Below are 11,988 nucleotides of genomic sequence, written 5' to 3' on the forward strand. Positions count from 1 at the left end.
AACCAGGGAGAGTCAGAGGCCACGCACGCCGCGGCATTTGGGGAACGTGGCGCAGCCCCAAAACGGATTGCCAGCGTTCGCGCCTTGTTTGGCGATGCGTTGGATCATGGCACTGCCGCAGCGCGGGCAACCTGGCACGGCGGCTGGCGACATCTCAGTTGGCTTTGGCGGCTCCGCGGCACGTGTCGGCGCGTTCGCGGCTGCAGGCTGTGCGGCCGATCCCGTCGGCGCTGCGGCGCGGGCGCGCCTGACCAGCACGGAGAGTGCCTGGCCATCGATCAGCTCAATGTTCCGCGCGGACGCGAAGGCCCGCGCATCGGCGGTGAACTGCCCCGATGTCACAACGAATCCTTGCGCCGCACCCTGCGCAGCCATCACGCCATACAGTTCCCGTACCACCGTGACCGGCACCTTGTAGGCGCGCCATTGCTTGCACTGCACGAGCGCCAGCTCATTGCCTTTTCTGAGCCGCAGGTCGATGCCCCCATCCGCACCGCCGCCACCGGTTTCCGCCACGGCGTAACCGCGCATCCGGAACACCTCTCCCACCAGCCGCTCGAAATCGCGCCAGCTCATCTGGCGCAGGGCGTCGCCAGACTGGCTCGCCGCCGCGCTGCGCACCAGTCCTTGCCGCTTGCGGCGGCCCAGCCACGAAGCCAGCGCGCCGGCCAGCAGCAACAGCGGCACGATGTACTGCCCGTACGTCGATAGCGCCTTGACCATCTGCGTCACGACCATTTGGCCGATTTGCCCCGGCGCGGCACTGACCGGCACTTCGGCAATCGCATAACGGTGCAGCACCGCGTAGGCAATGATGGCCAACGCAACGCCTGCCCACCATGGCAGTGCTGCGGCGATGCCATACAGATCCTCGAAGACGCTCGATTGCTTCCTGCGACCCATGGTGACCCCTTCGCTTTTTGTTTTTGTCAGACAGAAGAATGCCGTACGGGGGCTGGCATGTCGCCCCTGCGCACGCGGGGGACGATGGGGTAGGCAAAAAGGTATATCCGCGTCTTTCCGGATTTATGGCCTCAGCCAGGCATCGGAGACCGCGTCCAAAGTTTGCCGCCCGCTTCTGTGGGCTATCGAACCGTAGATTGCTGGCGCCGCTCCAGAATAGAAGTCCATCGGCGCCCGCTTCAGCGCCGGACGATCCCCACCATCACGGGCGACAGGATGACAAGGCTTTCGGGCCGGCTGGCTGCGTGCATCGCGTTCGGCCTTCTGCTGGCTGCCAGTGCGCAGGCGTCGGATATAGCCTGCAAGACCACGCTGCGTCCTTCCCGCTGCGACGATCCGCTCGCCGCCGGCACGTCCTGCCTGCATTCAGTGCCACACGCCGCCGACCTGATCTGCGATCACGCGATGCTCCATCGCGAACATGAGCGCATCCACGCGGACCAGCAGCGCCGGCTACGCGCCGGCGCGATTCAAGGAAGCGACATCGCCGCCTGGCGGGAGCGCCGGGACGCCTGCACGTCGGTGGCATGCCTGGACGGGGTCTTTGCCAGCTGGCGGCGGCAGCCAGGCAAGAAACCACCGCGGGCTGCCGCGCCGCAACCAACGCCGCCGGCGGCGCGGGCGCGGGAGGTGTCGAGGAACAAGCAGGCTGCGGTCAGGGTCGAGGCCTCGCGGCCAGCGGTCGCGCCAGCTTCAGCGACGCCAGCGACTCAACCAGCAGCGGAGCAGCTTCCAGCTCCACCACCGTCAGAGCCATTGGCAGAAGCGGGGATTCATGCGCCCCCTGTGGTGATCCAAAGAGCCTCCGGCCCGACGCTCCAGCAAGCTTCAATTCGTCCGACGCCGGCGCCGCAACCACGCGGCTGGGCATCGCTGGGCACGCTGGCGTGGCTGGGCATGTGCGGCGCGGGCGTCGCCTGCTGGTCCCGGCGTACGCGCGGCGAGTGGCTGCCGGGGGTCACCCGCCTGCGCGAGCGGACTCGGGATGCGCCGCCCATCGTGCTGTTGGTGAGCGGACTGCTCGCTTTGAACGGGGTACTGCTGTTGTGCGTCCTGACGGCGAGCCGGCCATTGTCGTGAGCTCATGCCGTCGCGCCGTCCCATGCAGGCGCGGGCGCAGTCTTGCACCAGCAAAGCAGGATGCTCGCCGCCAGGCGCAGGCCGCTGAATGGATGCATCAGGCAATGCCGCACCTGCTCGCTGCGGCTTTCGCCGTACAGGCACCACATGCAGAAGTGCTCGCAGTTGTTGGTCAGCAGGCGGTAGCAGTCCTCGCCCAACCGTGAGCGGGCGCGGCCGACGGATTCAGCGGCACTGTACCGCGCCATGGGCGTGCTCAACACCGTGATGCCATGGCCGGCAGCAAAGGCGGCCAGGCTCAGTTCTTCCACCGGGCCGCGCTGCTGCCGGTGGCAATAGCCAGCGTAGTGCACCACCATGCCACGCCCGACGTAGATGCCGTGGTGTGCATAGCCATGACGCGGCGTGACCAGGTGTGCGCCGAGGTGCGGCTCTGCATCGGCGGCGAGGCGCGATGCCAGTACGTGCGGGCTGCGGGTGGCCTGCGCCGTTGTCTTCGTCGTTTCACCGAGGGATGCCATCACCGTCTCCATTGCAGGCCTCTGCCGGGCCATGCCCTATGACCGCATAGGGCGTGCCAGTGACGGATGAGATCGGCGCCTGGTGGTGCGGGCGTTGCGTGAAGGGGTGCGAAGAGAAGGATGCGAGACACGGCCCGATGCAGAGCGGCCGCGCATCGCAGAAACAGGGCTCGGCCGGTTTGATCAAATGATCAAATTCCGAGCACCGCCACAATCAATTGGATCAAAGCATCAAGCCGCCGGCAAGGCATCGCGACGGCGGCGACAAACCTGCGCCGGGCGGCTCATTCCGGCAGCGGGTACTTCCTGGCGTTCATCTCCATCTTGGCGCGGATCGCCGCGTCCAGGTCCACGCCCAGCGCCGTCACCAGCTGCGCTAGGTAGATAGTGATATCGGCAAGCTCCTGCTCCACATGCTCGCGCTCGTCGGTGGACATGATGGCGCGCGATTCCGCGTCGGTCTGCCACTGGAAGATCTCGACCAGCTCGGACACCTCCACGCTCAGCGCCATCGCGAGGTTCTTGGGGCTGTGGTACTTGCCCCAGTTACGGGCCTTGCCGAAGTCTTGGGCGGCTTGCTGGAGGTTCTTGATGTCGATCAGGGGCATGATGGTGTGACGAAAGCGGTTCACTGCGCCCCGGCATGCGCCGGCGCAAGACGCAGATTTAATCACGACCCGGCCGCCCTCGACACCCGGGCCGCCTGAGGCTTACCCTTCGCTTGTGCATCCACCGTCTCAACGGAGGTTCCCCATGCGCCCGACTCCCGGCCTGGCAATTGCCACTCTCGCCGGCACGCTCGCCTACCTGGCCATCGCGATTGCAGGCTGGGGTGGCATCGCCCCCTTCTTCGCGCACCCGGCGCGCGTGGCCCTGACCCTGGTCCTGTTCGCCCTATCCATCGCCGCGCTCTTCTCCGGCGGCAATATCAGCAGCGGCATGCGCGAGGACCGCGGCAACCGGTGGGTGCTGGCAGTGTTTGGCGTGCTCGGGCTGCTGGCGGCGTACCTGCCGCCCTTTACCGACCGCATCGGCTTCTGGACGCTCGATGGCGACACCATGCGCTGGACCGGCGTGGCGCTGTTTGCCGGCGGCGGCGTGCTGCGGCTGTGGCCGGTGTTTGTGCTGGGGCGGCGCTTCAGCGGGCTGGTGGCGATCCAGCCCGGGCACACGCTGGTGACCACCGGCATCTATGGCGTGATCCGGCATCCGAGCTACCTCGGCTTCCTGGTCAGTTCGCTGGGATGGGTACTGGCATTCCGCTCCGGCGTGGGCGTGGTGCTGACGCTGCTGATGGTGCCGGTGCTGGTGGCGCGCATCCGGGCGGAAGAAGCGCTGCTGCGCGACCAGTTTGGCGACGAGTACGCGTCGTACTGCGACCGGACCTGGCGCATGCTGCCGGGCATCTACTGAGCACGGGGCAGCGGCGCCCCGCGCACTTGGCGGATCAAATCGCCAGTCACCAAGGGTTATCCCTAGTCATCCATTCCCATTTTCCGGGACTCCAGGTTTTGATTTATGGGAATCAGGTCCTATTCTTGGGCCCTATGTTGAATGCCGTCGACAACCCCACTGCCGTGAAGCCCGCGACACCCACGCCAGCCGAACCCGCCCAGCCCGCCGGCGGTGCCGATCGCGTGCTGTTCGTGCTGGCGGCACTGGCGCAACACGGCGCGCCGATCACGGTACGCGAGCTGGTTGCCAAAACCGGCCTGCCCAAGAGCACGCTCTACCGGCAACTGATGATGCTCAAGCGCTGGGGCTTCGTGCTGGAGTCCGACGGCGAATACGCGCCGGGCCCGATCAGCCTGCAACTGGCGCTCGGCTTTGACATGGCCTCGCACCTGGCGCGCGAAGCCTTGCCCGACATGCAGCTGCTGGCGCAGCAGTCCGATGAAAGCGTAGGCCTGGTCGTCGCCGTCAAGGATCACGTGGTGTGCCTGGAGATGGTGGAGAGCCGCCAGTCGCTGCGCTGCTCGTTCGAGAAGGGCCGCGGCGTACCGCTGCGCGCCGGTGCGTCGGCCAAGTCGCTGCTGGCGTTCATGCGCGACGAAGCGCGCGAGCGCCTGGTCCGGGCCCAGTGCGAGCCAGGCGAAGCCGAACGGCTGCTGGCCGAGCTGGCCGCCATTCGCGAGACCGGCTACGCCGTCAGCGAGGGCGAGGTGGATCCGGGCGTGTGGGGCGTGAGCGCGCCGCTGTTCTCGCGGCGCAGCAAGGCCGATGCGCTGGGCTCGATCACGCTGATGGTGCCGGCCACGCGGCGGCAAGGGCGCGAGTCCGCGCTGATCGACATGACCGTGGCAGCGGCGATGCGGATTTCCGCGCGGCTGCAGTCTTACTGAATACCAAGCAATTCGTTACCGCCGCCGTCGGCAAACCCATGCGACGGCAGATCCCTCGTTCCCGAGAATAGGAGACCTCCATGAACCTTCGTCGCAAATGCCTGATGGCCGGCCTGGCAACCCTGACCGCCCTGACCCTCGGCACCGCCGCGCACGCGCAGGACAATGCCGTGCTGCGCGTGGCCACCGACGCCACCTTCCCGCCGATGGAATTTATCGAGAACGGCAAGCGCACCGGCTTTGACGTGGAGCTGGTTGAGGCCATGGCCAAGACGATGGGCAAGCGGGTTGAGTGGACCGACATTGACTTCAAGGGCCTGATCCCCGGGCTGGTCTCGCGCCGCTTCGACATGGCAGTGTCCGGCATCTACATCACCCCCGAGCGCCGCAAGGTGGTGGACTTCACCGAGCCTTACTACGTCGGCGGCCTGGTGGCGCTGGTCAAGGGCGGCAACACCACCGTCCACGCCCCGGCCGACCTGAACGGCAAGAAGGTCAGCGTGCAGGTGGGCACCAAGTCGGTCAGCTTCCTGCGCGACACGTATCCGCAGGTGCAGCGCGTGGAAGTCGAGAAGAACCAGGAAATGTTCAACCTGGTCGAGATCGGCCGCGCCGATGCCGCCGTGACCGGCAAGCCGGCCGCGATGCAGTACGTCAAGACCCGCGGCGGCCTGCGCATGGTGGAGCAGCAGCTGACCACCGAGGAATACGGCATGGCCGTGCGCAAGGACACGCCCGAGCTGACCCGCGCCCTCAATGCGGCACTCGCCAAGGTGAAGGCCGATGGCACCTACGCCAGGCTGACCCAGAAATGGTTCGGCACGGCCGCCAAGTAAGCCGCGCGGATCATCATCATGGAATTGGATTTTTCTCCTGTCTTTGCCGGCTGGCATGACATTGTCCACGGCGCCGTCATCACCGTGGAGGTGACGGCCTGCGCGCTGGTGCTGGGCTGCGTCATGGGCCTCTTGGTCGGCATCGGCCGGCTGGACCCGAAGCGCCGCGTCATCTACAGCATCTGCACCGCCTACGTGACCTTCATCCGCGGCACGCCGCTGCTGGTGCAGCTGTTCCTGCTGTTCTTCGGACTGCCGCAGTTCAACATCCTGCTGCCGGCCTTTGTGTGCGGCGTGATCGGGCTGGGCATCTATTCCGGCGCCTATGTCTCGGAAATCGTGCGCGGCGCGATCCAGTCCGTGGACAAGGGCCAGATGGAAGCCGCGCGCTCGATCGGCATGTCGTCCGGCCAGGCCATGCGCGCGGTGATCCTGCCGCAGGCCATCGTGCGCATGATTCCGCCGCTGGGCAACGAGTTCATCGCCCTCATCAAGAACTCGGCGCTGGTGTCGCTGCTGACCATTGCCGACCTGATGCATGAGGGCCAGAAGATCATCAGCGTGTCGTACCGGTCGCTGGAAGTCTATCTGGCGATCGCGCTGGTTTATCTGATCCTGACGAGCGCGGCCGGGCTGATCCTGCGGCGCGCCGAACAACGGCTGCGCATGGGAGGCATGGTGCAATGAGCGATTCCGCAATCATCCGGATCCGGAACCTGGGCAAATCGTTCGGCAGCCATACCGTCCTGCGCGGCATCGACTTCGATGTGGAGCCGTCGCAGGTCGTGGTCGTGATCGGCCCCAGTGGCTCGGGCAAGAGCACCTTCCTGCGCTGCTGCAACGGCCTGGAACAACCCGAGGCCGGCACCATCGACATCGTCGGCAAGCGCCTGGTGACCGACGGCCAGCTGATCGGCGAGCACGAGTTGAACCAGCTGCGCACCGAAGTGGGCATGGTGTTCCAGTCGTTCAACCTGTTCCCGCACCTGTCGGTGCTGCACAACGTCACGGTCGGTCCCCGCATGCTGCGCGGCGCCTCGCGCGAGGAAGCCGAGCGCAAGGCGATGGGCCTGCTTGAGAAAGTCGGCCTTGCGCACAAGGCCCACGCCATGCCCGCCAGCCTGTCGGGCGGCCAGAAGCAGCGTGTGGCCATTGCCCGCGCACTGGCCATGGAACCGCGCGTGATGCTGTTCGACGAGCCGACCTCCGCGCTGGACCCCGAGCTGGTGGGCGAAGTGCTGCAGGTGATGAAGGTGCTGGCCGCCGAAGGCATGACCATGGTCGTGGTCACCCATGAAATGGGCTTCGCCCGCGAAGTGGCCGATGTGGTGGTGGTCATGGATGGCGGCGGCATCATCGAGGCCGGGCCGCCGTCGGTCATCTTCTCGGCGCCGACGCAGGAACGCACGCGCGGCTTCCTGCAGGCCGTGCTGACGCGGGCGTGACGATGGCTCTGACCCAGAACCTCTGGCAGGGCCGTGTCGACGACGGCGAGCGTGGCGACACCACGCGCCTGTTCCGCATCGTGCATGCGCTGGAAGCGGCAGACGTGACACCGCTCGACGGCGCACCGGTGTTGCTCGGCTTCAATTGCGACGCGGGCGTGCTGCGCAACCAGGGCCGTCCCGGTGCCGCGCACGGCCCCGACGCCATCCGCCAGGCGCTGGCCAACGTGCCGGCGCACGGACTGCCCGCGCTATATGACGCCGGCAATGTCAGCTGTGACGACGGCGAGCTGGAATCAGCCCAGGTGGCGCTGGCGGGCACCGTGCGCGACGTGCTGGCGCGCGGCGGGCTGCCGCTGGTGCTGGGCGGCGGCCATGAAGTGGCCTGGGGCACGTGGCAAGGCCTGCGCGCGCACCTGGATGCGCAGGACGATGGCGGGCGCGTGCTCATCATCAATATCGACGCCCACTTCGACCTGCGCACCAGCCGGCCCGCAAGCTCCGGCACGCCGTTCGACCAGATCGCCAACGCCTGCGCCGAGCGCGGGCAGCCGTTCGACTATGTCTGCCTGGGCGTCAGCCGCCTCAGCAACACGCCGGCGCTGTTCAGCCGCGCCGATGCGCTGGGCGTTTGCTACGTCGAAGACGTGGACATGCAGGAGCGGCACCTGGAATCGCGCCTGGCCGAACTGGCGGCGCGCATCGATGCCACCGACCACCTGTACCTGACCATCGACCTCGACGCGCTGCCGGCGGCCGTGATGCCGGCCGTGTCTGCGCCCGCGGCCTGTGGCGTGCCGTTGACGGTGGTGGAGGAAATCGCCATGCTTGCCCGCCACAGCGGCAAGCTGCGCGTGGCCGACCTGGCGGAATACAACCCGCAATACGACCGCGACCACCAGGGCGCGCGCGTGGCAGCGCGGTTGGCCTGGCGCCTGTTCGGCTGACAGGCAAGTCACCCCCAGCCGCCCGGCGGTTGGCACCAGCCGCGCCCGGCTATAGTATTGCCCTTCGCTATATTTAGCGATTCCGATCAGAATTGATAAAGCGAGGCGAGGGCAGTCCTGCGCCGGCGCGGCCGTCCTGCCGCGCCCCCGGGCCGCCCATCGCCGGTTACGGGCGGAAGGGTCTGCGTGATCGAACAAATCGTCATCGTCGGCTTTGGCTGCATCGGCCAGGCCGTGCTGCCGCTGCTGGAACGAACCTGGCCGCGGGCAGCGATTACCGTGGTGGACCGCGTGCTCGACGGCACGCGCCGGCAACTGGCCGCCCGCCACGGGCTGGATGCCATCGACGCCACCATCACGGCCGGCAACTTTGAAGCGATGCTGGGCCCGCTGCTGCGGCCTGGCACTTTCCTGCTGAACCTGGCACCGTCCGTCTGCAGCCGCGACCTGATCGCGCTGGCGCAAGCGCACGGCGCGTTCTATGTCGATGCCGGCATCGAACCGTGGGACTATGAAGCCGACCCGCAGGCCTCGCACCTGAGCAACTACGCGCTGCGCCACGAGATGCTGGCCTTCGCCCGCGGCCGTGAGACGCAGCCGACCGCGCTGGTGGCGCACGGCGCCAACCCTGGGCTGGTCTCGGTGCTGGTCAAGGCCGCGCTGATGGAACTGGCCGGCAATATCGGCTTGAATCAGCCCGAGCCCCACGACCGCGCCGGCTGGGCTGCACTGGCGCGCGCACTGGACTTGCGCGTGATCCAGATCGCCGAGTACGACAGCCAGCAAGCCCTCGGCTATCCGCGCGACGGCGAGTTCGCCAACACCTGGTCGGCCGAAGGCTTTATCACAGAATGCCTGCAGGACGCCGAACTCGGCTGGGGCAGCCATGAGCCCGCGCTGCCGCCCGATGGCTATCGTCACGGCTACGGCAGCGGCGCGGCAATCGCGCTGGACCGGCCAGGGCATCGCACGCGCGTGCGGTCGTGGTCGCCGGTGCATGGCCCGTTCGATGCGTACCTGATCACGCACAACGAATCGATCTCGATCGCCGAATACCTGACCGACCAGTCTGCCGGCCAGCCGCTGCACCGGCCCACCGTCTACTATGCCTATCGCCCGACATCCGCCACGCAGACCTCGATGCAATGGCTCGACGAACGCGCCGCCCCGCGCGTGCGCGGCGAACGCATCCTGCGCGACGAGATCCAGTGCGGCGAGGACGAACTCGGCGTGCTGCTGATGAGCGGCCGCCATGGCGCGGTCTGGTACGGATCGCGCCTCTCCACCCAACGCGCGCGTTCGCTGGCGCCGTACAACACCGCCACCAGCCTGCAGGTGGCATCGAGCCTGATCGCCGGCATGCAGTGGATGCTGGCCAACCCGGCGCGCGGCGTGGTGGAATCGGATGCGCTCGACTTTCGCCCCGTGCTGGCCGATGCCGCGCACTGGTGGGCACCGCTCAGCGTGCAGTTCTCCGACTGGCTGCCGCGGCCCGGCGCCACGTCGCTCGCCTTCACCGACTTCCTGCTGGACGATGCCATGACCCAGCCCGATCCATCGCCCCTGACCATGGCCTGCTGATGCAACGCATCCCCCAGACCCCGCGCCGCAACTGGCCGCGCGAACTCGAGAAAGTCGGCTTCCACTTCCATTCGCTCGACGAATTCAACGTCCCGCGCGAAGTCGATGACAACACCTTCTTCTACTGGCGCGAAGACGCCGCCTACGCCTTCAGCAAGCAGGAGGTGGAGACGCTCTACGCCGCCGCGTACGACCTGAACCAGCGCTGCCTGGAAGCCGTGCAGCACGTGATCGACCACGACCTGTTCGCGCGCCTGGCGATCGACAAGGACTTCGCGCAGCTGATCCGCACCTCCTGGGACCGCGACGAGCCCACGCTGTTCGGCCGCTTCGACATGACGCTGGACCAGCACGGCGTGCCCAGGATGTACGAGTTCAACGCCGACACCCCGACCTCGCTGATCGAATCCGCCGTCGCACAGTGGTACTGGAAAGACACCGTGCAGCCGCAGGCCGACCAGTTCAACAGCCTGCACGACGCGCTGGTGGCGCGCTGGCAATGGCTGCGCAAGCACTACCGCAACGCCAGCATGCTGCACCTTGCGTGCATGTTCGACAGCCAGGAAGACATCTGCAACACCGAGTACCTGATGGACACCGCGCTGCAGGCCGGCTGGTCCGTCAAGCTGGTCGACCTGCAAGACATCGGCACCGACGGCCGCGGCAACTTCTATGACGCCGACAACGTGCCGATGGAAGTCGTCTTCAAGCTCTACCCGTGGGAATGGATGACCACCTCCGACTACCGCGACCAGCTGGCACACAGCCCAGTGCGCTGGGTCGAGCCGCCGTGGAAGGCCGTGCTGTCCAACAAGGCCATCCTGCCGATCCTGTGGGAGCTCTTTCCCGGCCACCCGAACCTGCTGGAAGCCAGCTTCGACCCCAGCCATTTCGCCGGTCAGCCGCACGCCAAAAAACCCTTCCTGTCACGCGAGGGCGAGAGCGTGACCCTGGCCACCCCGGATGGCGGCCACGTCCACAATCCCGGCGAATACGGCGCCGAAGGCTTCATCTACCAGGCCTACGCCCCGGCACGGCGCTTTGACGGCCGCTACACCACGCTGGGCGTATGGATTGTCGACGACGTGCCCAGCGGCCTGTGCGTGCGCGAGGAATCCGGGCCCATCGCCAAGAACACCAGTTTCTTCGTTCCACACTACTTCATGAACGAGTAAGGACCGATGGCAAAGAACAACAACAACAACGGCCGCAAGCCGTCGAAGTACGACAGCCCGTACCAGCCCAAGCCAAAGGGATCGCCCAGGTCCGCGTGGCAGCCGCAGCCCTATGCGGGCGAGCAGAAACGCAACTCGCCCACGCTGTGGATCATCGGCGCCTGCGCCGTGGTGGCCGGCGTGGCGGCACTCGGCTCCTGCAGCGACGACGCCGACGACGATCCCGGCGTGACCGTGCGCCGCGCCAGCTACGCCACGCTGGAAGACTGCGAAGCCGACTGGAACACCCCCAACGACTGCGAAAGCGTGCCGGTCGACGACCCCAGCACCATCTACAGCTCCAGCCTGAACGCATCCGCCAGCGACGCCGCCACCGGCGGCTCCGGCACCAGCCACGGCAGCAGCATGTACTACGCGCGCTGGTACGGCCCGTACTACACCTCCAGCGGCACCGTCTACCATCCCAACGGCACCCAGACCCGGCGCGACATGTCCGCCGGACCGCTGCGCCCGATGAACGTCTACGACAGCACCGGCACGCGCACGCAATCCTTCACCAACGCCACCCCGCACGCCGCGATGGTGGAAGAAGCCACCGTCCGCCGCAGCTCCCTCAGCGGCGGACGCTCCATGGGCCTGTCCATGCGCGCCGCGGCCGTATCGCGCGCACCGGTGGTATCGCGCGGCGGCTTCACCAGCCGCTTCGGCAGCTCCGGACGCTCCGGCGGCGGCTGAGTGCCGCCTGCCGATCGCCATGTCGTATTCACATCCCTGACAACTGACAACGAGTCCAACCTATGGTCAATGCCATGCACCCGGCGCTTGCCTACCTGATCTATATCGTCACCAGCTTTGCCATGCTGGGGCTGTTCCTGCTGGTCTATACGCGGGTGACGCCGCATCGCGAGTTCCAGCTGATCCGCGAGGGTAATGTTGCAGCGGCGTTGTCGCTGGGCGGGGCGGTGCTGGGGTTCTCGCTGACGTTGTCGTCGAGCATTCAGCACAACGCTACGTTTGGGATGTTTTTGTTGTGGGCGTTTGGGGCGTTTGCGGTGCAGGTGTTGGCTTATCTGGTGGTGGCGAGGGCGTTGGGGGGTG

The 11,988-nt window shown here is 67.0% G+C and carries 14 protein-coding genes; 11 read left to right on the forward strand and 3 right to left on the reverse strand.

Annotated elements, in window-relative coordinates; translation table 11 throughout:
• Positions 1-12 precede the first annotated feature (12 nt).
• A complete protein-coding gene (locus AC3WRI_RS27455) occupies positions 13-903 on the reverse strand; it encodes a restriction endonuclease (protein WP_037025270.1) in 891 nt (296 codons plus the stop codon).
• Between the two features lie 276 nt (positions 904-1,179).
• Here AC3WRI_RS27455 and AC3WRI_RS27460 point away from each other — a divergent pair, with 276 nt between their 5' ends.
• Complete coding sequence (locus AC3WRI_RS27460) at positions 1,180-2,043, forward strand: hypothetical protein (protein ID WP_492294468.1); 864 nt, start codon at positions 1,180-1,182, stop codon at positions 2,041-2,043.
• Positions 2,044-2,045: 2 nt separating this feature from the next.
• Here AC3WRI_RS27460 and AC3WRI_RS27465 read toward each other — a convergent pair whose 3' ends face one another.
• The gene (locus tag AC3WRI_RS27465; RefSeq protein ID WP_010811418.1) at positions 2,046-2,564 is read right to left on the reverse strand and encodes a lecithin retinol acyltransferase family protein; all 519 of its coding nucleotides are present in this window, start codon (positions 2,562-2,564) and stop codon (positions 2,046-2,048) included.
• A gap of 284 nt (positions 2,565-2,848) precedes the next feature.
• Positions 2,849-3,172 (reverse strand): nucleotide pyrophosphohydrolase, encoded by a 324-nt coding sequence (locus AC3WRI_RS27470; protein ID WP_010811417.1) that lies wholly within the window; start codon positions 3,170-3,172, stop codon positions 2,849-2,851.
• A gap of 145 nt (positions 3,173-3,317) precedes the next feature.
• Between AC3WRI_RS27470 and AC3WRI_RS27475 the strand changes: the two genes are divergently transcribed.
• The 10 genes from AC3WRI_RS27475 to AC3WRI_RS27520 all read left to right on the forward strand — a co-directional run.
• The gene (locus AC3WRI_RS27475; protein WP_010811416.1) at positions 3,318-3,977 is read left to right on the forward strand and encodes a methyltransferase family protein; all 660 of its coding nucleotides are present in this window, start codon (positions 3,318-3,320) and stop codon (positions 3,975-3,977) included.
• A 134-nt stretch (positions 3,978-4,111) separates the two neighbouring features.
• Positions 4,112-4,906, forward strand: a complete 795-nt coding sequence (locus tag AC3WRI_RS27480; RefSeq protein ID WP_492294480.1) for an IclR family transcriptional regulator — start codon at positions 4,112-4,114, stop codon at positions 4,904-4,906.
• A gap of 80 nt (positions 4,907-4,986) precedes the next feature.
• Positions 4,987-5,742 (forward strand): transporter substrate-binding domain-containing protein, encoded by a 756-nt coding sequence (locus tag AC3WRI_RS27485; protein ID WP_492294470.1) that lies wholly within the window; start codon positions 4,987-4,989, stop codon positions 5,740-5,742.
• A gap of 18 nt (positions 5,743-5,760) precedes the next feature.
• Positions 5,761-6,429, forward strand: a complete 669-nt coding sequence (locus AC3WRI_RS27490; RefSeq protein ID WP_010811413.1) for an amino acid ABC transporter permease — start codon at positions 5,761-5,763, stop codon at positions 6,427-6,429.
• Positions 6,426-7,187, forward strand: coding sequence for an amino acid ABC transporter ATP-binding protein (locus AC3WRI_RS27495; protein ID WP_010811412.1), 762 nt, complete (start codon positions 6,426-6,428; stop codon positions 7,185-7,187). Before AC3WRI_RS27490 ends, AC3WRI_RS27495 begins: the two co-directional genes overlap by 4 nt.
• A 2-nt stretch (positions 7,188-7,189) precedes the next feature.
• On the forward strand, positions 7,190-8,134 hold the full coding sequence (gene hutG / locus AC3WRI_RS27500) for a formimidoylglutamase (protein ID WP_492294472.1): 945 nt from the start codon (positions 7,190-7,192) through the stop codon (positions 8,132-8,134).
• A gap of 186 nt (positions 8,135-8,320) precedes the next feature.
• A complete protein-coding gene (locus AC3WRI_RS27505; RefSeq protein ID WP_492294474.1) occupies positions 8,321-9,715 on the forward strand; it encodes a saccharopine dehydrogenase NADP-binding domain-containing protein in 1,395 nt (464 codons plus the stop codon).
• Complete coding sequence (locus tag AC3WRI_RS27510) at positions 9,715-10,890, forward strand: glutathionylspermidine synthase family protein (protein ID WP_492294476.1); 1,176 nt, start codon at positions 9,715-9,717, stop codon at positions 10,888-10,890. Before AC3WRI_RS27505 ends, AC3WRI_RS27510 begins: the two co-directional genes overlap by 1 nt.
• Positions 10,891-10,896: 6 nt before the next feature.
• On the forward strand, positions 10,897-11,625 hold the full coding sequence (locus AC3WRI_RS27515) for a hypothetical protein (protein ID WP_439671134.1): 729 nt from the start codon (positions 10,897-10,899) through the stop codon (positions 11,623-11,625).
• 62 nt (positions 11,626-11,687) lie between these two features.
• On the forward strand, positions 11,688-11,988 hold a 301-nt coding region (locus AC3WRI_RS27520), incomplete at its 3' end, for a DUF350 domain-containing protein (RefSeq protein WP_492294478.1).

The organism is Cupriavidus sp. FW305-27 (genome assembly GCF_058787995.1).

Bases quoted from the DNA above. Each gene is read 5' to 3' on its own strand.
- AC3WRI_RS27485 (WP_492294470.1), top strand. From the start codon at position 4,987: ATGAACCTTCGTCGCAAATGCCTGATGGCCGGCCTGGCAACCCTGACC.
- hutG (WP_492294472.1), top strand. From the start codon at position 7,190: ATGGCTCTGACCCAGAACCTCTGGCAGGGCCGTGTCGACGACGGCGAG.
- AC3WRI_RS27455 (WP_037025270.1), bottom strand. From the start codon at position 903: ATGGGTCGCAGGAAGCAATCGAGCGTCTTCGAGGATCTGTATGGCATC.
- AC3WRI_RS27495 (WP_010811412.1), top strand. From the start codon at position 6,426: ATGAGCGATTCCGCAATCATCCGGATCCGGAACCTGGGCAAATCGTTC.
- AC3WRI_RS27480 (WP_492294480.1), top strand. From the start codon at position 4,112: ATGTTGAATGCCGTCGACAACCCCACTGCCGTGAAGCCCGCGACACCC.
- AC3WRI_RS27515 (WP_439671134.1), top strand. From the start codon at position 10,897: ATGGCAAAGAACAACAACAACAACGGCCGCAAGCCGTCGAAGTACGAC.
- AC3WRI_RS27510 (WP_492294476.1), top strand. From the start codon at position 9,715: ATGCAACGCATCCCCCAGACCCCGCGCCGCAACTGGCCGCGCGAACTC.
- AC3WRI_RS27460 (WP_492294468.1), top strand. From the start codon at position 1,180: ATGACAAGGCTTTCGGGCCGGCTGGCTGCGTGCATCGCGTTCGGCCTT.
- AC3WRI_RS27470 (WP_010811417.1), bottom strand. From the start codon at position 3,172: ATGCCCCTGATCGACATCAAGAACCTCCAGCAAGCCGCCCAAGACTTC.
- AC3WRI_RS27490 (WP_010811413.1), top strand. From the start codon at position 5,761: ATGGAATTGGATTTTTCTCCTGTCTTTGCCGGCTGGCATGACATTGTC.
- AC3WRI_RS27475 (WP_010811416.1), top strand. From the start codon at position 3,318: ATGCGCCCGACTCCCGGCCTGGCAATTGCCACTCTCGCCGGCACGCTC.
- AC3WRI_RS27465 (WP_010811418.1), bottom strand. From the start codon at position 2,564: ATGGCATCCCTCGGTGAAACGACGAAGACAACGGCGCAGGCCACCCGC.